Annotated in this window: 15 protein-coding genes; 1 reads left to right on the top strand and 14 read right to left on the bottom strand. The window is 49.1% G+C overall.

Annotation, left to right across the window (positions count from 1 at the left end; all coding sequences use genetic code 11):
* Positions 1-505: 505 nt before the first annotated feature.
* Positions 506-3,097, top strand: a complete 2,592-nt coding sequence (gene mutS / locus AMJAP_RS02590) for a DNA mismatch repair protein MutS (RefSeq protein WP_019620723.1) — start codon at positions 506-508, stop codon at positions 3,095-3,097.
* Positions 3,098-3,164: 67 nt separating this feature from the next.
* Here mutS and rpoS read toward each other — a convergent pair whose 3' ends face one another.
* The 14 genes from rpoS to lpxB all read right to left on the bottom strand — a co-directional run bounded on the left by rpoS (position 3,165) and on the right by lpxB (position 19,704).
* The gene (gene rpoS, locus AMJAP_RS02585; RefSeq protein WP_019620724.1) at positions 3,165-4,157 is read right to left on the bottom strand and encodes an RNA polymerase sigma factor RpoS; all 993 of its coding nucleotides are present in this window, start codon (positions 4,155-4,157) and stop codon (positions 3,165-3,167) included.
* Between the two features lie 69 nt (positions 4,158-4,226).
* Positions 4,227-5,108: a peptidoglycan DD-metalloendopeptidase family protein gene (locus tag AMJAP_RS02580; RefSeq protein WP_019620725.1), complete on the bottom strand. Its 882-nt coding sequence runs from the start codon at positions 5,106-5,108 to the stop codon at positions 4,227-4,229.
* Positions 5,109-5,111: 3 nt separating this feature from the next.
* A complete protein-coding gene (locus tag AMJAP_RS02575) occupies positions 5,112-6,050 on the bottom strand; it encodes a polyprenyl-phosphate transporter (RefSeq protein WP_019620726.1) in 939 nt (312 codons plus the stop codon).
* Positions 6,051-6,074: 24 nt separating this feature from the next.
* On the bottom strand, positions 6,075-6,743 hold the full coding sequence (locus tag AMJAP_RS02570; protein WP_019620727.1) for a protein-L-isoaspartate(D-aspartate) O-methyltransferase: 669 nt from the start codon (positions 6,741-6,743) through the stop codon (positions 6,075-6,077).
* Positions 6,740-7,489, bottom strand: a complete 750-nt coding sequence (gene surE / locus AMJAP_RS02565) for a 5'/3'-nucleotidase SurE (RefSeq protein WP_019620728.1) — start codon at positions 7,487-7,489, stop codon at positions 6,740-6,742. Before surE ends, AMJAP_RS02570 begins: the two co-directional genes overlap by 4 nt.
* Complete coding sequence (truD, locus tag AMJAP_RS02560) at positions 7,489-8,541, bottom strand: tRNA pseudouridine(13) synthase TruD (RefSeq protein ID WP_019620729.1); 1,053 nt, start codon at positions 8,539-8,541, stop codon at positions 7,489-7,491. Before truD ends, surE begins: the two co-directional genes overlap by 1 nt.
* Before the next feature lie 16 nt (positions 8,542-8,557).
* The gene (gene ftsB, locus AMJAP_RS02555; protein ID WP_425304023.1) at positions 8,558-8,881 is read right to left on the bottom strand and encodes a cell division protein FtsB; all 324 of its coding nucleotides are present in this window, start codon (positions 8,879-8,881) and stop codon (positions 8,558-8,560) included.
* Between the two features lie 82 nt (positions 8,882-8,963).
* The gene (gene eno / locus AMJAP_RS02550; protein WP_019620731.1) at positions 8,964-10,259 is read right to left on the bottom strand and encodes a phosphopyruvate hydratase; all 1,296 of its coding nucleotides are present in this window, start codon (positions 10,257-10,259) and stop codon (positions 8,964-8,966) included.
* A 29-nt stretch (positions 10,260-10,288) separates the two neighbouring features.
* Entirely contained in the window at positions 10,289-11,920 is a 1,632-nt protein-coding gene (locus AMJAP_RS02545) for a CTP synthase (RefSeq protein WP_019620732.1), read from the bottom strand.
* A gap of 66 nt (positions 11,921-11,986) precedes the next feature.
* Entirely contained in the window at positions 11,987-13,306 is a 1,320-nt protein-coding gene (gene tilS, locus AMJAP_RS02540) for a tRNA lysidine(34) synthetase TilS (RefSeq protein WP_019620733.1), read from the bottom strand.
* 50 nt (positions 13,307-13,356) lie between these two features.
* On the bottom strand, positions 13,357-14,310 hold the full coding sequence (gene accA, locus AMJAP_RS02535; protein ID WP_026339996.1) for an acetyl-CoA carboxylase carboxyl transferase subunit alpha: 954 nt from the start codon (positions 14,308-14,310) through the stop codon (positions 13,357-13,359).
* 118 nt (positions 14,311-14,428) lie between these two features.
* Positions 14,429-17,923 (bottom strand): DNA polymerase III subunit alpha, encoded by a 3,495-nt coding sequence (gene dnaE / locus AMJAP_RS02530; protein ID WP_019620735.1) that lies wholly within the window; start codon positions 17,921-17,923, stop codon positions 14,429-14,431.
* Positions 17,924-17,933: 10 nt separating this feature from the next.
* A complete protein-coding gene (gene rnhB / locus AMJAP_RS02525) occupies positions 17,934-18,551 on the bottom strand; it encodes a ribonuclease HII (RefSeq protein ID WP_019620736.1) in 618 nt (205 codons plus the stop codon).
* Positions 18,532-19,704, bottom strand: coding sequence for a lipid-A-disaccharide synthase (lpxB, locus tag AMJAP_RS02520; RefSeq protein WP_019620737.1), 1,173 nt, complete (start codon positions 19,702-19,704; stop codon positions 18,532-18,534). The genes rnhB and lpxB overlap by 20 nt, the downstream gene beginning before the upstream one ends.

The following is a 19,704-nucleotide window of genomic DNA, read 5'->3' as shown; positions in this document are numbered from 1 at the left end:
ATAATCATAATTCTCAATCACCTAACCGTAGACAACAAATACAGAGAATAATGATTTTGCTGAATGAATTATGTACTAAGTTGATTACGATACCATAGGTTTTGAAACAAGTTAAAGGCTACTAAGCAGCCATCAACTAACTAGGCTGGCAATAGCTCGAAGTCTACCACACCCTGTCCTCCACAATGATCACAGGGGATGATTCATATAAATCTAAATTCATCTCACGCAATGAAACTTACCTGAGTCATACGGACTTACTCCACTTAAGAAGTGCTTAGGGAGTACTTAAGCTTAGATTCTAACGATTAATTGATCAGACTTTCAATTACTAACTACCAATCAAAGTTCAATCTGTAGCAATAATTATCTGTCTTTTTGATAAACTGTGATCCAACCACTCTAAGGCCAATATTCTACTGCCCAATAAGCAGATAAAGTCAGAACACAGCCCTTAGCAAAACTCATCTAACAAACCGTTTAATAACGCTAAGATATACATACAATGAGCAAAGATATAGCGACAGCTTCTATAAAGAAACCCGAACACACACCCATGATGCAACAGTACCTTAAGATTAAGGCTGAACATCCTGATCAGTTGGTTTTCTATAGGATGGGCGATTTCTACGAGTTGTTTTTCGATGATGCTAAGAAAGCCTCTCAGCTGTTGGACATCTCACTAACAGCTCGTGGTAAATCTGGGGGAGAGCCGATTCCGATGGCCGGTATTCCTTACCATGCTGCTGATGGTTATATTGCTAAAATTGTCCGTGCAGGCGAGTCAGTCGCTATCTGTGAGCAGGTCGGCGACCCTGCCACCAGTAAAGGGCCGGTTGAGCGCAAGGTCATGCGTATTGTCACGCCAGGCACACTCAGCGACGAGGCCCTGCTTGATGAACGCAGTGACAGCCTTCTCATCGCTGTTAACACTAATTTACAACACTACGGCATCGCCATTGTCGACATCAGTACCGGGCGCTTCAGCCTGCTTGAGATTCAAGGCGAAGAAGCACTTCATGGTGAACTGGAACGACTTAAACCTGCCGAAGTGCTATTCAATGATGGGCACTCATTATCGGAACAATTAAAAGTCTATAAAGGACTTCGCCCCCAGGCACCCTGGAATTTTGAACTGGAAACCGCTGAACGCCTGCTTTGCCAACAGTTCCACACAAAAGACTTAACCGGATTCGGATGTGATCATCTACCCGTTGCACTAGGCGCTGCAGGGTGCTTGCTACAGTACGCCAAAGACACCCAGCGTACCTCTCTGCCCCATATTCGCCGCTTAACTCTGGAACAGCGAGATGAAAGTGTCATTCTTGATGCTGCTACCCGTAAAAATCTTGAAATAGATATAAACCTGGCAGGAGGCCGGGATAACACCCTGGCGTCTGTGATCGACAAAACAGCCACACCGATGGGCAGCCGGATGCTACGTCGTTGGCTCAACCGCCCCCTGCGCTGTTTAAACACACTGAAATCAAGGCAGGAAGTACTGCAGTGGCTGATCAGTGATTATCGCTTTGAACAACTTTCACCCTCTCTTAAACAGATCGGTGATATTGAACGAGTACTGGCACGGGTAGCGCTCCGTTCTGCCCGCCCCCGTGATCTGGAACGACTTAAAAATGCCTTTCAAGTTTTGCCTGAGCTACAAGATCTATTAGACACAGCGCAGGCACCTCTTCTCAACGACCTGAAAGAAACGGCCAGCACTTTTCCTGAGTTAAGCGAGCTGTTAACTAAGGCTATTATTGAAAACCCTCCTGTCGTCATTCGCGATGGCGGGGTCATAGCCAACGGCTACGATGCCGAACTAGATGAACTGAGAGGCCTGAGCGAAAATGCCGGCGCTTATCTGGTAGAACTTGAAACCCGAGAGCGAGAGCGCACCGGGATAGCCACGCTTAAAGTAGGCTATAACCGTGTGCATGGTTATTTCATCGAAATTGGCAAAGCGCAAAACGCGGAAATACCAGCAGACTATATCCGCCGTCAAACCCTGAAAAATGCTGAACGCTATATCACACCGGAACTCAAAGAGTTTGAAGACAAAGCCCTCAGCGCTAAGAGCAGAGCACTGGGACGCGAAAAAGCGCTTTATGAAGCATTGGTAGAAACCCTTGCAGCCCAACTTGCCGACTTACAGGACAGTGCTGCAGCCCTTGCAGAACTTGATGTACTTGCCAACCTTGCCGAACGAGCCGATAGTCTTGATTATGTCGCACCCGAACTAACCGAAGCCCCTTCAATTAACATTACCTCAGGTCGTCACCCGGTTGTTGAAGACGTACTGGATGATCCCTTTGTCGCTAACAACCTTAGTCTGTCACCTGAACGGCAAATGCTGATTATTACCGGCCCCAACATGGGTGGTAAATCTACTTACATGCGCCAGACAGCCCTGATCACCCTGCTGGCTCACATCGGTAGCTACGTCCCGGCGCAGGCTGCATCCATCGGGCTGGTAGACCGCATTTTTACCCGTATGGGATCTTCTGATGATCTGGCCGGCGGGCGCTCTACTTTTATGGTGGAGATGACGGAAACCGCCAACATTCTGCATAACGCCACCGAACAAAGTCTGGTACTGATGGATGAAGTGGGTCGCGGTACCAGTACCTTCGATGGCTTATCTCTAGCCTGGTCTGCCGCCGAATACCTTGCCAATGACGTTAAAGCAATGACGCTCTTTGCCACCCATTATTTTGAGCTAACCGTGTTACCAGAGCTGTGTCAGGGGGTCTTTAATGTTCACCTGACCGCTATGGAGCACCAGGATCATATCGTTTTTATGCATGAAGTTCAGGACGGTCCTGCCAGCCAAAGCTATGGCCTTCAAGTAGCGCAGCTAGCCGGTGTACCAGAACACGTCATCCTCCGCGCAAGACAAAAGTTAGTACAACTAGAAGAGGATACCGGCCAGGCCGAACAGCGCCGCCAACCTCCGCCTGTCCAGGATGATCTATTCGTCGCGCCCAAGCCTCACCCCGCTCTGGAACAACTAAAAACACTTGAACCTGATAACCTTACTCCCAGACAAGCACTGGAACTGGTATACAGCCTCAAGAAAGCCGCGGAAAGACACTAAACCAAACCAAACCAAAAAAGGCCTTGGGTATCACTATACCCAAGGCCTTTTTAACATATAATTGCAGCTATTCTTTTAGCAGATCTTCGCCACTTAAACCGTTACGTTCAACAATTTCGCGCAGTTTACGTAGCGCTTCTACCTGAATCTGTCGCACCCTCTCCCGGGTCAAGCCGATCTCTTTGCCTACTTCTTCCAGCGTGCTCATCTCATATCCCCGCAACCCAAAACGACGAGACAGAACCTCTGAGTGCTTCTCAGGTAATAAACTCAACCAGTTTTCAAGATTGCCGCTAATATTGGATTTTTGAAGCAACGTCTCCGGATCTGACGACTCTTCATCAGCAATCGTTTCCAACAACATTTTGTCAGAATCTTTACCCACAGGGACATCCACCGAGGTAACCCGCTCATTCAGTCCGAACATCTTTTCGACATTTTCTACCGGTTTATCGACTGCATCAGCGATCTCTTCAACCGTCGGTTCATGATCAAGCTTCTGCGCCAGCTCACGGGCAGCACGCAGATAAACATTGAGTTCTTTCACTACATGAATGGGTAAACGAATAGTCCGGGTCTGATTCATAATTGCCCGTTCAATCGTCTGGCGTATCCACCAGGTAGCATAGGTAGAAAAACGAAACCCGCGCTCAGGGTCAAATTTCTCTACCGCCCTGATCAGTCCCAGATTACCCTCTTCAATAAGATCCAGCAGAGTAAGTCCGCGATTGATGTAACGACGGGCAATTTTCACCACCAGACGTAAATTACTTTCAATCATGCGTTTACGGGACGCTTCATCCCCTTTCAGGGCTCGACGAGAGAAGTAGACTTCCTCCTCCGCAGTCAGCAGCGGTGAGAAGCCGATCTCATTCAAATACAGTTGCGTGGCGTCCAGAGATTTAGCATTAAGCAGGTCGTTATGAGCCATACTGCCCTTGCCGCGCCCGCTATTTAAAAAGGCAGGATCTGCGCCTGGTTTGGCTTTTGCTTTATCCTTTGCATCTGAATCAACCGCTACCTGATCCAGGTCCTGCTCGCTATTTTCTACATTTTCCATTGCGATAACCCCGAGTAACCTTTTTCTTATATTCTTATTAGTTACAGATTTTTACAATTAATGATGTGTTTATCTTTTACGCGGCAGATACTTCATTGGATCCACAGGTTGGCCATCTTTACGGATCTCAAAATGCAGCATTGTACGGGCAGCTCCACTGCTGCCTATCTCAGCAATTTTGTCGCCTATTTTTACCATATCATTTTCTTTTACATGAATGCGACTGTTATGAGCATAAGCACTCAGGTATTTCTGATTGTGATTAATAATGACAAGCTTTCCATACCCAAGCAAACCACTACCGGCATACACCACCTTACCTGCTTCAGCCGCCCTCACTGGATCACCCTTAGTCCCCGCAAAGTTAATACCTTTATTAACCTTTCCGCGACTACTATAACCCTGAATAATTTTACCCGATGCTGGCCAACGCCAGCTCAGAGCACGGCTTGAAGAGGCTACTTTTTTACGCACCACCGGAGCAGGCACTGTTTTCTTACTATCAGCTGCTGCCTGCCTGACGACCACAGGCCTCGCTTCAGTAGCTAGCTTCGCTTTCTTTTGAGGAGCGACTGGTTTCTGTGCTGAAACCACTTTCTTAGAAGATGGTTTAGCAGGAACACTGGACGCGACGGACCGCGTGGAGGGGGTAGCTTTTAGTTTTAATGTTTGACCGGGATAGATCTCATAGCGATCACTGATACCATTCGTGCGGGCCAGCTGACGAAAATCTAAACCATAACGAAAAGCAATTGAGTAAAGAGTATCACCCCTTCTCACCCGATACTGATCAGGACGTGACTGACTCGTTACAATTTTTACCGGTTGACGGCCACCAATGGAGCGTTCATCCACTGGGGAATAATGACTATTTGAGCTACAGGCAGACAATATCAAAGTACCGACAACCACTGCCGCTACTTTGATGCAATCTGCAACTGCTCTCACCATAGTTTATCCTTTAGCTGCCTGAAAGCGCTCCATCACAACGATAATCGCTATACCGCTCAGCATCAAGGCACCAGCTAAAAGCATATAGGAGGGAGTGCCGGTCATACTCTCAAAATGCCAGGGCAAAATATTTTCCTGCTGTAGTGGCACTTGCTCGCCATGCCGATTGAGCGTGTAAGCCAGGGTATATTTCCAGGGCCAGACTTTATTCAGCGAACCCAGCATAAAGCCAGCAAGAAGCGCCAGCGTCATCTGATGATAACGGCTAAACATCCAGCTCAACAGGCGCGAAAAACTCATAATCCCTACCACACAGCCCATCATAAACAGACCTATCAACTGCAGATCAACACCTTTAACTGCAGCAAGAATATGAGCATACATACCTAACAATAAAAGAATAAAGCTACCGGAAATACCTGGCAGTATCATGGCACAAATCGCTATGGCACCCGAAACAAATACCATCAGCGCAGTAGGCTCAACACTAACAGGTGCAATAGTGGTCACCAGGTACGCCACCAAAGCACCTGAAATAAAGCTGCATACCAGATTAAAATCCCATTTATCGATATGACTCATTACCAGCCACACCGACGCCAGAATCAAACCGAAGAAAAACGACCAGAGAAGAATAGGATGATTCGCCAGTAGAAAAAGCACCGCGCCGGCGATAGTAGCAATACTGGCAATAATGCCCGCTAACAACACCATGAGAAAACTGCCATTCACCTGATGCCAGAAAGCTTTTGGCCCCTTGGTAAACAAGACTTTTAGTGCCGCTAAATTAAAGCTCTTAATGGTATTAATCAGCTCTTCATAAATCCCGGTTATAAAGGCAATAGTTCCGCCAGAAACACCGGGAACAACATCGGCAGCGCCCATCATCACCCCTTTGAAAAACAAGGCAATATATTGCTGCATCGTACGCTTAGTATTCATTCAATATTCCATTACATCTTTAGTTCAGCGTACCGTACCGCTTAACAGCGGTACAAATTTAACCCCTTCAAGAACTGAGGTTTCATAGTCTGTTTCTGTGACCCGAACAACCAGTTTAAGTTGCTGATTCCGACTTCCGCCAACAGGAATAACCAAGCGCCCACCCACAGCCAGCTGAGCCAACAGCTCTGGCGGAACCTCCTCAGGCGCCGCAGTCACCATAATGCCATCGAAAGGTCCCCGCTCAGGCCACCCCATGCCACCATCACTATGCTGTAAAGAGATGTTTCTGATTTTAAGTAATGAAAACCGCTGTCTGGCTTTATCCTGCAACGGCTTTATACGCTCGACGCTGAAAACTTTATCCACCAATTGGGCAAGTATTGTCGTCTGATAACCTGAACCGGTACCGACTTCAAGTACCCGTTCAACAGGACCCGCAGACAACAGAATCTCTGTCATTCTAGCGACTATGTAGGGCTGTGAGATTGTCTGATTAAAGCCGATAGGCAGCGCCGTATCTTCATAAGCCCGGTGAGACAACGCCTCATCAATGAAGATATGACGAGGCGTACCCGCCACCACATCCAGCACCTGCTGATCAGTAATACCCTGATTCTTTAGCCGCTGCACCAACCTGCTGCGGGTACGCTGGGAGGTCATCCCGATACCCTGCAACTGCAACTTATTCACGTTAATTCCTCAAGCCAGTTACCCACATTATCCATTCCGGAATACTGGGTCATATCAATATTTATCGGTGTAATTGAAACATAACCAGATTTAACTGCAAAAAAATCAGTACCCGGCCCACAATCTTCTGCTACACCGACGCCTGAAATCCAGTAGCGGAGCGCTCCTCTGGGATCAATCGACTCGACCGGCGAATCTGCCAGTGAGCGGTGCCCTAACCGGGTAACATGGATCCCTTTAATCTGATCCAGCGGGAGATCCGGTACGTTGATATTCAGTACCGTGCGCGGGGCAAGGATAAGATTACGTATATCTTTTATCAGCTGCCTGACTACTTCCGCTGCCGTATCATAGTGCTGAGGATTACTGCTAACCGAAGAAACAGCAATCGGCGGCAACTGAAGATGGCGCCCTTCCATCGCTGCCGCAACCGTTCCAGAATAAATAACGTCATCGCCAAGGTTTCCGCCGCAATTAATCCCGGAAACGACCATGTCAGGCGCAGCATTAAAGACAGCAGAGGTCCCCAGATGGACACAATCGGTCGGAGTACCGTTAATACCTATGAAACCATTCTTATGATGGTGCGCTTCCAGAGGGCGATCAAGGGTCAGCGAGTTACTGGCACCGCTACGATTCCGATCAGGTGCCACAATATCCAGCTCAGCATCCTGTCCCAGCACTCTTGCCAGGATTTCCAGTCCGGGAGCATGAACTCCATCATCATTCGATAGCAGAAGCCTCATTATTCCGTCTCCACTTCCTTAGGACCTGCCGCTGAGCTAACTTGTACCAGCTCACGTAGGACACTGGTTGCAAAGCTACCTGCAGGAAGATCAAACGACACCACAAACTGATCTTCAGCCTCTCGTTCAACCACCAGATTACCAGGCAATAATCGCGCAGCGCGACGCTCCTGATTCAGCCCCAAACGCTCCAGGCCTTCTAACTGCTCCTGCCACTCCTGCAATTGCCTGGCTTCCCATTCGGCCGCAACATCAGTACAGATTGAACGGCCCCGACCCCACATAGCCGCCGTCAGATGTAATTCACCCGCGGATAAACGTGATGCTATAGCAGCGTCTTCAGGATCATATACAAAACAGCTCTGACTACCATTGATCATCAACACGTCACCCGCCATAGGCGCAGCATAAAGCTCTTGTTCGATACGCTGAGATACCAGCTGGTTAAACATAAAGGAGCGTACTGCTGAAATATAGAGACCTTTCTTATGCCGCTGTCGCTCTTTCAACTTACCGGCAATCAAAGCGGCACCTTTAGTCAGGTTGCCCTGATGATGCCCAAAACGTTGCTCGCCAAAATAATTAGGCACACCCTTTTTGATCTGCTCGGCTCTACCTGGAAGCGCATCAGCTTCCGTTACCTGTCGCAGGCGGATCTGAAACCGGTTTCCGGTGAGACTTCCCAAGCGTAGTTTACGGGTATGCTTGACCGCTTTAAGTACTTTAATTGTATCGGTTTCAAACAATGACCAGGTAAGCGGCGAACGTCCCGGCAGATGTACGCTAAACCACTGTTCAGTCACCGCATGGCGATCTTTTTTTCCGGCATAGCCCACTTCACGAGGACTGACCTGACAGAAATGCGCTAGCTGGCGAGCCACCCAGTCAGTATTCTCACCGGTTTTACGGATATATAAGAATACATGGTCACCGCTGCCTTCAGGCTCAAATGACAGATCTTCTGTGACTCTGAAATCATCAGGCTGGGTGCGGATAACAGCGGAAGATGCCGGTTCACCGTAGAGATAATTTAACTCAGATGGGAAATTCATTAACGCTATGGTTCCATTACTGGCCGGTATTGGTCGGCGATCGTTCCGGCAATGTGGGAACCAGCTGAAAGAAAGACTCACCCTCTTTCACCATACCCAGCTGATTCCGAGCCCGCTCTTCCAGCGCCTCCAGTCCCTGCTTGAGGTCTTTAACCTCAGCATCTAACTGGTGGTTTCTATTCACCAAAAGGTCGTTCTCAGATCGTTGCCGTTCAATCTCCTGTTGCAGCACCTGAACTTCACCAAGATTGGCTTCACCAAACCATAGCCGATACTGCAGCCCGATCAGACAGACCAGCAGTAACAACATAATCCAATGAAACAAACTCAGGCGAAACACAGTCAGGCAGCACTCTTACTCGGTGTTTATAATAAAAAAGGGAGCATCAAGCCCCCTTAGTATTTCACAGATCAGTTAAAAATTAACCCTGACCCTTAATTTCAGACAACCCGTTATAAACCGCGTCTGTACCCAGCTCTTCTTCGATGCGCAGCAGACGGTTATATTTAGCTACACGATCTGAACGGCAAAGCGAACCGGTCTTAATCTGGCCTGCAGCCGTACCTACAGCAAGATCGGCAATAGTAGTATCTTCAGTCTCACCAGAACGATGGGAGATGACTACGGTGAAGCCTGCGTCTTTCGCCATTTTGATAGCGTCCAGCGTCTCAGACAGTGAACCGATCTGGTTGAACTTAATCAGAATTGAGTTACCAATACTCTGCTCAATACCACGACTTAGAATCTTAGTATTAGTTACGAACAGGTCATCACCAACCAGCTGAACTTTATCGCCAGCGATCTTTGTCAGATACGCCCAACCATCCCAGTCAGATTCGTCCAGGCCATCTTCGATGGAAACGATTGGGTAATTTTCAGTCAGGGCAGCCAGGTAATCACTGAAGCCTTCCGCATCAAAAACCTTGCCTTCACCGGACAGATCATACTTGCCATCTTTATAGAACTCAGAAGCAGCGCAATCCAACGCCAGCGTGACATCTTTACCCAGTTCATAACCAGCATTTGAAACCGCTTCTTTGATAACAACCAGCGCTTCTTCATTCGACGCCAGGTTTGGTGCAAAGCCACCCTCATCACCTACCGCAGTGTTCAGCCCACGAGCCTTCAGCACAGACTTCAATGCATGGAAGATCTCAGCACCACAACGGAGGCCATCAGAGAACTTCTCAAAGTTAACCGGCTGAACCATAAACTCCTGGATATCAACATTGTTATCAGCATGCTCGCCACCGTTGAGGATATTCATCATCGGCAGAGGCAGCGAGTACTGACCCGCAGTACCATTAATGTCTGCAATGTGAGCGTATAGAGGAATCCCTTTTTCAGTTGCTGCCGCTTTAGCCGCCGCTAGTGAAACCGCCAGGATAGCATTGGCACCCAGGTTCTCTTTATTCTCGGTACCGTCCAGCTCCAGCATCTTGTTATCCAGCGTGCGCTGATCGGTCACATCCATACCGGTCAGAGCTTCACGAATAACGCCATTGATAGCAGCAACCGCTTTCAGTACACCTTTACCCAGGTAACGACTCTTATCACCATCACGCAGTTCCAGCGCTTCGCGGGAACCCGTTGAAGCACCGGAAGGTGCACAGGCAGAACCGATAACACCGGAAGCCAGGATTACATCCGCCTCGACGGTTGGGTTACCACGGGAATCCAGTACTTCGCGGGCTTTAATATCAGCAATCTGTGCCATTGATCAAACTCCTAAAATTTATTTAGTCTTTACTTTTCAAGGTCTGCAAAGGTGAGTGCAGCCTCGATAAAGCCACTGAACAAACCGTGGCCATCTCTAGGGGTAGAGGTAAATTCAGGGTGGAACTGACACGCTACAAACCACGGATGATCTGGCGCTTCCACAACCTCAACCAGCTCGCCATCTACAGAACGGCCGGAAATAACCAGGCCCGCCTCTTCCAGCTGAGGAACGAAGTTGTTATTTACTTCATAACGGTGACGATGACGCTCTTTAATCTCTGTAGAACCATAAGCCTGATGAGCGGTAGTTCCCTCTTTCAGCGTACAGATCTGCGCGCCCAGACGCATAGTGCCACCCAGGTCATCGGTATAGCCGCGCACTTCTTTCGCGCCTTCTTCGGTCATCCACTCGGTAATCAGACCAACCAACGGTGAAGCACCCTCGGCATCGAACTCTGTACTGTTGGCATCGTCAATGCCGGCAACATGGCGCGCATACTCGATGACGGCAACCTGCATACCCAAACAGATACCCAGATAAGGTACCTTGTTTTCACGGGCATACTTAACCGCTGCAATTTTTCCTTCAACGCCCCGTTCACCAAAACCACCCGGTACTAATACCGCAGAGACATCCTGCAACAGATCAGTACCATCACGCTCGATCTGCTCGGAATCGATGTACTTGATATTAACCTTAGTACGCAGGGCGATACCGGCATGGGAGATCGCTTCGATTAACGACTTATAGGCGTCCAGCAACTCCATGTACTTACCGACCATCGCGATAGTCACTTCACGATGCGGATTCAGCTTGGCATCGGACACGCGATCCCACTCACTCAGATCAGCAACAGGGCACTCCAGATTGAATTGTTCAATAACAATCTGATCCAGCTTCTGCTCACTCAGCAACCGTGGGATTTTATAGATACAGTCAGCATCTGGCAGAGAGATAACCGCACGCTCTTCCACGTTGGTAAACAGGGATAACTTACGGCGTGATGACGTAGGAATAGCAAAGTCAGAACGGCAAACCAGAATATCTGGCTGAATACCGATCGAACGTAATTCTTTAACCGAGTGCTGCGAGGGCTTGGTCTTAATTTCACCTGCAGTGGCAATATAGGGCACCAGCGTAAGGTGCATGAACATGGCACGACGGGCACCCAGCTCGACTTTCAACTGACGAACCGCTTCCATAAACGGCAGAGATTCGATATCACCTACGGTACCACCGATCTCAACCAGTGCGATATCCGCATCGCCGGCACCTTCAAGTACCCGACGCTTAATCTCATCGGTAATGTGAGGAATAACCTGAACCGTTCCGCCCAGGTAATCACCACGGCGCTCTTTACGCAAGACATGTTGATATACCCGACCAGCCGTAAAGTTATTACGCTTTGACATCGTGGTACGAATGAAACGCTCGTAGTGCCCCAGATCGAGATCGGTCTCGGCGCCATCTTCGGTAACAAAAACCTCACCATGCTGAATGGGACTCATAGTCCCCGGATCTACGTTGATGTACGGATCCAGTTTCAGCATTGTTACTGTCAACCCACGGGCCTCCAGTATTGCTGCGAGTGATGCGGATGCGATGCCTTTGCCCAATGAAGAAACAACACCGCCTGTGACGAAAATATATCGCGTCATGAGGAACCTGTATCTGGTCGTGAAAAGTGAGTCGAGCTGTTCTGAAAACAGCTAGTAAAGATGGGGCTACAGGGTATCAGAATCGACTCTGACAGACAATGCAGTTGGTGACCATTTCAGCGTAAAACCATGGCCTTTTTTTTCACTCTGCCAGCCATCACAAACACAGATTCCCGGCAAAGCAACAATTTCCTCTTCTACAACACAAACAGGCCATGAATTTCGCTGCCAGGGAGGAACATTATGTTCCTGAAATAACTTTTTCAGACTACAGGAACCACCCCGCCCCAATGGCTGACACCGATCACCTTCCAGTCGGTTTCGCACTATCACTCCCGACAGCGAACGCAAACCGGTTTCTCCAGAGTCCAGTTGCACAGTGAGAACGCCCTGCTGAGTTTCAAGACCTTTCTCAGTTACCGGTCGATTACCCCACTGCGTTTCTGGCAGGTCCGGATGCAGCCTGATAACACCCTGATAGCGCAGCACTCTTAATCCAGGAAGCTTAAGCTCTGGCTGCCGGTCTGCTGCAGCATTAACCAACTGTAAGACACTTTGAATCTGGCGCTCTCCAATGGAAAAGCCCGCCTGTTTAAACCAGTAGCGCAACAGGTTATTTCTACGCGGGCGACTAAGGCTGACCAACGACTCACAATTAAGTAACGACCGTTCACCCACACTGGCAAGATCAATCTCCGCCAGTTCATTCTGTAACTGTTCAGCTTCTCGAAGATAGCGAGCAGTCTCACCCCAACGCCGGGCAAACCCAGGCCACCTGACTTGCAACAGCGGCATAACCTCATGCCTAAGATAGTTTCGGTCAAACACCAGCTCACTGTTACTAGGATCCTCTATCCACTCCAGTTGCTCTTGCTCCGCCCAGCTCAACAACTCATAGCGAAACGCATTCAACAGGGGACGCAAGAGCTTCGAATGCCCAAGCAAACGCGTCACCGGCATCCCTGTCAGGCCACGCAAGCCCGTACCACGCAACAATCGAAACAACATCGTTTCGGCCTGATCATCAAGATGGTGCGCCAGCAGCAAGCAATCACCGGGCTGAAGCAGCCCCTCAAACGCCTTATAACGCGCATTTCGTGCAGCACGCTCTATACTGGCCGAGACATCAACAGCAACTTTTAGGCACTGAAAGGGAAGATTAAGCGACGCGGCCTGCTTTTCACAAAAAACAGCCCATTGTGATGATTGTTGTTGAAGCTGATGATCGATATTTACAACCAGCAATTGATCGGCCGGGATTGATCTGGCCGCCAGGTGCAGCAAAACAATTGAATCAAGACCACCACTCAGCCCTACGACCCAGCGCCGGGTCCCTTTACGACAGGTATCGAGCTGCTGATTGAAGTGGGACTGTAGATTACTCATAGATATTCAGGAAGCAAAAAAAACCGCCGGGCTGGCCGACGGTCTCAATGTTACTGGCTGATGCCGTAAGACATCAGACGTTCGTAACGCCGTTCGAGAAGCTCATCCTGCTCTATCTCGGATAACCGCTCCAGCGTTTCCAGCAAATGTTTCTTAAGGTTAGCAGCAATCAACCCGTGATCACGATGTGCTCCACCCAATGGTTCATCAACTATCTGATCAACCAGTCCATGCCCGTGAAGGCGATCAGAGGTCAGACCCATTGCCCGCGCAGCGTCTGGCGCCTTATCTGCACTCTTCCACAGGATAGAAGCACAACCTTCCGGGGAGATAACGGAGTAAGTTGAGTACTGTAACATCATCAACTCATCGCAAACGCCGATGGCTAATGCACCACCAGACCCACCTTCGCCAACAACCGTTGCGATAATAGGGGTTTTTAAGCGAGACATTGCGGCCAGATTAAACGCAATTGCTTCAGACTGACCACGTTCCTCGGCATCAATACCCGGATAAGCGCCTGGTGTATCAATAAATGTCAGGATAGGCATTTTGAAACGTTCTGCCATCTCCATCAACCGTAGTGCTTTACGGTAGCCCTCAGGACGCGGCATACCAAAATTACGGCGAACTTTCTCTTTAACTTCACGCCCTTTTTGATGACCGATTACCATGACTGGACGACCTTCCAGTCGGGCGATACCCCCAACAAGCGCCTGATCATCGGCAAAATGACGATCACCATGCAGCTCTTCAAAGTCATCAAAAATCAACTTTACATAGTCTAGTGTATAAGGACGTAAAGGATGACGCGCTATTTGAGAAATCTGCCACTCGCTCAGATCACTAAACAGAGACTCCGTGAGACTACGGCTTTTACCCTGCAGCTTGGTAATCTCTTCCTCAATATTCAGCTCATTGTCATCGCCAACCAGGCGCAGCTCTTCGATCTTTGCTTCCAGATCAGCGATAGGCTGTTCAAAATCCAGATAATTGGGATTCATATAGTGATCTTCCGTCAGTTTTGCTTCGTTTCGGCCGCGATACAGAGGCAACAGGTTGCGACCGACGATAAAAAATTGGCCTAATTCTACTCTTTGTTGGGTTTAAGAACCACCCCGATCAATAGCGAATACGGACCGCATCACCACCAAACTGGTCTTTCAGTTTAAGCAGCAGTTCATCGGTTGGCGGTACTTGCCAGGCTTCACCCAACGTCAGGAGTGCAGAGGCATCAATGCGGCTATACTTCAATGCAACAGGCATTTTTACACTGCTTTTATGCGCTGTAAGCAGTTCACCAAAGGCCTTCAAAGGACGCTCCCGCAGCTGCTGCTCATCACAATCTATCTCTATATGCTTACCATACCGCGCTCTGCACTGGGTAATATCAACAACGGAATTACCTCGTACTTTAAGTTTATCCGTACCGGAATAGCTATCGACAGTAATTTCACCCTCAATTAGCAACACAGCATCTTTGACCAATACAGTCCGGTACTCATCGTAAGCCTCACCAAACAAAGAGACTTCAATCCGCGAAGTGCGGTCATCCAGGGTAACGAAACACAGCGGGTCGCCTTTCTTCGTTTTCATAACCCGAACATCCACCACCAGGCCTAACATCTTCTGCTGCTGCCCCCGCTGAGGCTGCAGCTCACCGATGCGCTTGGAGATAAAGTGCGGCAATTCGGATTCATATTCATCAATGGGATGCCCGGTAACATAGAGACCCAAAGTCTCTCGTTCGCCCTGCAAGCGCTCTTTATCGGTCCACTTACGGAGCTTCATATACTCGGCGTAAGGATCTCTCGGCTGCTCAGCTTCAACCTCACCAAACAGATCAAACATTCCTGCATTCTGATTGCGTTCCGACTGATCTGCTGCTTTCAGAGCTTCGGGTATACAGGCCCAGATTTGAGCCCGATCAGGCCCCATATGATCCAGCGCTCCGGAGCGTACCAACGCCTCCAAAACACGTTTATTCAGCTTTTTACTGCCCACACGCTTACAAAAATCAAAAATATCGGAAAATTCGCCACCGTCATTGCGAGCTTCAACTATCGCCTCTATCGGCCCCTCACCAACGCCCTTGACAGCCCCCAGACCATAGACGATTTCACCCTCATCATTCACGGTGAACATATACTCACCGAAATTCACATCCGGCAACACTAATGGCAACTTCATGGTGCGGCACTCTTCAACGAAGATCACCACTTTATCGGTGTTCTGCATATCAGATGACAATACTGCTGCCATGAAAGGCGCCGGATAATGCGTTTTCAACCATGCGGTCTGATAGGACACCAACGCATAAGCGGCCGAGTGGGATTTGTTGAAGCCATAGCCGGCAAATTTCTCTACCAGATCAAAGATATTACCCGCCAGATCAGCATCAATACCGTTCTGCTCTGACCCCTCAAGAAAAGAGGTACGCTGTTTAGCCATCTCTTCAGGTTTTTTCTTACCCATCGCCCGACGGAGCATATCTGCACCACCCAGGGTATAGCCTGCCATCACCTGAGCGATCTGCATGACCTGTTCCTGATACAGGATAATACCGTAAGTAGGTTCCAATACTGGCTGCAGGCTATCCAGCTGGTAGTCAGCATGGGGGTATGCCAATTCAGCCTGACCATGCTTTCGTAGGATAAAGTCGTCCACCATGCCTGACTGAAGCGGGCCTGGCCGGAATAGCGCCACCAAAGCGACAATATCTTCAAAGCGATCCGGCTGCAAACGGCGCACCAGATCTTTCATGCCGCTGGACTCAAGCTGAAATACCGCAGTGGTTTCAGCCGATTGCAACAGATCAAAGGTCGGTCGGTCTTCAAGATCGATCAGAGCAATATCCAACGGTTCTTCGCCCGTTTTCGCCCGTATACGATCGATGGTTTTGACCGCCCAGTCGACAATAGTCAAGGTACGCAGACCCAGGAAGTCAAACTTAACCAACCCCGCTTCCTCGACATCGTTCTTGTCGAACTGAGTGACCAACCCCTGCCCCAGTTCATCACAATAAGTAGCAGAGAAGTCAGTCAACTTAGTCGGTGCGATTACCACACCTCCGGCATGCTTACCCACATTTCGGGTCAGACCTTCTAACTTAAAGGCCATCTCCATAATTTCCTGGGCTTCTTCGTTACCCTCAACAAACTCCCGCATCAAAGGCTCTTCATCCATAGCCCTGGTCAGCGTCATGCCAATCTCAAACGGAATCAGCTTAGACAGTTTATCGGCCAGACCAAAGGGCTTACCCTGCACCCGGGCAACATCACGTACAACCGCTTTCGCCGCCATCGTACCAAAAGTTACAATCTGAGATACGGCATCACGGCCGTAAGTTTCTGCTACATAATCGATAACCTTATCCCGGTTATCCATGCAGAAATCGATATCGAAATCGGGCATTGATACCCGTTCCGGATTCAAGAACCGTTCGAATAGCAAGTCATATTCAAGCGGATCAAGGTCGGTAATCTTCTGCGCATAAGCAACCAGCGAGCCCGCACCTGACCCTCGACCAGGACCAACAGGTACGCCGTTATCTTTACCCCACTGAATGAAGTCCATTACGATCAGAAAGTAGCCCGGGAAACCCATCTGCGTAATGATATCGAGTTCAAAGACCATCCGTTCTTCATAGGGCTTACGCTTTTCAGCATAATCAGGAGCATCTTTATCCAATAAAATATCAAGCCGCTCTTCCAGCCCCTTCCAGGATACATCAGCAAAAAACTGATCCATCGTCATCCCATCAGGAATCGGGTACTTAGGCAGATAATAGGTCCCTAAATCGAGCTCGACATTACACCGTTTAGCGATCTCAACACTGTTGTCCACAGCGGAGGGAATATCGCTAAACAACTCAGCCATCTCTTCAGCAGAGCGAAGGTACTGCTGTTCGGTGTAGTTCTTTGGGCGGTTAGGATCTTCCAGGGTCCGGCTCTGGTTAATACAGACACGAACCTCATGGGCTTCGAAATCTTCAGGCCTGATAAACATCACTTCGTTCGTCGCAACCAACGGGCAACCCGTTTCATCCGCCAACTGAACCGATGCATGAACACAGCTTTCATCACCGGGACGGCCAGTACGCTGAATTTCTAAATAAAAACGATCCTGAAACACCTGTTGCCACTGCTCAACTACAGCCCGGGCAGAGTCATTATCAGATAGCGCCCGCCCGACTTCGCCCTCCTTTGCGCCAGACAAAACGATCAGGCCCTGCGAGCGATCAAAGATCCAGCTTTTCTTCAGCAGTGCCAGTTCCGGCTGGACGCTCTGCCCTTGCTCGTAAGCCAGCGAGATGAGCTCCATCAAATTGCGATAACCCTTTTCATTCATCGCCAGCAGGGTCAGTCTATGGGGCGGTGACTCAGGCTCAGATTCGTTTTCAAGCCACACATCCGCACCAAATATCGGTTTAATCCCGGCACCGGTTGTTGCTTTAAAGAATTTAACCAAAGCAAACAGATTTACCTGATCGGTTATGGCAATCGCTGGAATCTGCTGGTCTTTAGCAACACCAACCAGCTCTTTTATACGCACCAGACCATCGACCAGTGAAAACTCGGTATGCATGCGCAGATGTACAAATGCCGGATCAGTCATTTCAGTTCATTTACTCAGTTTCAGTAGAAGTTAACGCTAACAAGTCAGCCACCGGTCTAAAGCTACGACGGTGTTCCGGAAGAGGCCCATGCTGGCGCAGTTTTTCCATATGCAGCGCCGTAGGATAACCCTTATGTTTTGCAAACCCGTAATCAGGATGGCGAAGGTCGAGCTCTAGCATTTCTCGGTCCCGATAAACCTTCGCCAAAATAGACGCAGCGCTGATCGCCGGTTCTTTCAGGTCACCTTTTACAATCGCTTCAGCAGGACAGGGCAGCCCCGGAGGGCAACGGTTACCGTCGATTAACGCGAATTCCGGCGTCACACTCAGCTGATTCACAGCCCGTTGCATCGCCAGCATAGTCGCATGAAGAATATTCAGTTCATCGATTTCTGCAGGGGTCGCCCAGGCGATCGACCAGGCCAACGCACGCTCCTGGATCAACGGGAATAACTGCTCACGTTTCTTCTCGCTAAGTTTCTTAGAGTCAGTTAAGCCATCGATAGGATTAGCCGGATCAAGAATAACCGCCGCAGTGACAACGTTGCCAATCAGAGGCCCCCGCCCCACTTCATCCACACCCGCGATCAGTTTTGTCGCGGAAAAGTCAAAAGCCGACGTTTGCATCTAACCGTCCTCGTGCCTGTAACAACTTAACAATCGCATCCACCGCTTTTTTACTGGCATCCTGACGTAATTGATGATGAATATCGATAAAACGCTGTTTTAGTTCGCTGCTATCATCGCTATCCAATAACGCTTGTTCAATCGCAGGCCCAAGAACATCCGGCCTTACTTCATCCTGAAGAATTTCCGGAACCAACGACGCATCAGCTAAGAGATTCGGCAAAGAGATATACTCACTCTTCACTAAGCGCGAAAGAATTTTATAGGTCAGCGGTGCCATCCGATAGGCAACAACCATCGGCTTCTTTAATAATAACGCTTCCAGGGTTGCCGTCCCCGATGCGAGCAAAATCGCATCGGCAGCCGTCATAACATCCCGGGACCTTTTTAATATAAGCGTTACGGGTAAGTCACTGTAGTCCTGATCTAACAGTTCACGTAGATGTTCAAACCGCTGCTGGTTTGCCGCAGGCATGACAAAAGTCAGATCAGGCTGTCGCTTTAGCAACCAGCGTGCCGTCTCTAAGAAGGGAACAGCCAGGTACTTAAGCTCACCGCTGCGACTACCCGGCATTAACGCTACAATACGCTGTTTTTGCGAAAGCCCCAGTTCAGACCGAGCCTCTGCCTGGCTCACCTCAAGAGGAATCATATTTGCAAGCGGGTGGCCCACAAACTCAACTGGCATAGCATGCTTTTCATAGAACTTCGCTTCAAATGGAAACAAAGTCAGCATCAGATCTGTGGTTTTAAGGATTTTAAAAACCCGTTTACTACGCCACGCCCATACCGATGGACTGACGTAATGTACCGTTGGAATACCGATACGGCGAAGCTTACCTTCCAGGTTCAACGTAAAGTCTGGCGCATCGATACCGATGAAAACATCAGGCCTTTCATCTGTAAAGCGAGTAACAAGTGCTTTGCGGATACCTAACAATTCCCGCAACCGGCTCAGAACTTCTACCAGCCCCATCACGGACAAGCGATCCATGGGATAAAGGCTGTGACAGCCTTCTTCCTGCATCAGCTCACCGCCAATACCTTCAATCGTAATATTAGGAAAACGACGATTTAATTCTGCCAACAGCCCGGCACCGAGAATATCTCCCGACGCCTCACCTGCAACGATACCTATGCGGAGGGGACTCAT

Source organism: Amphritea japonica ATCC BAA-1530, from assembly GCF_016592435.1.
Classification (GTDB): domain Bacteria; phylum Pseudomonadota; class Gammaproteobacteria; order Pseudomonadales; family Balneatricaceae; genus Amphritea; species Amphritea japonica.
This window is presented reverse-complemented; position numbering and strand designations above follow the sequence as displayed.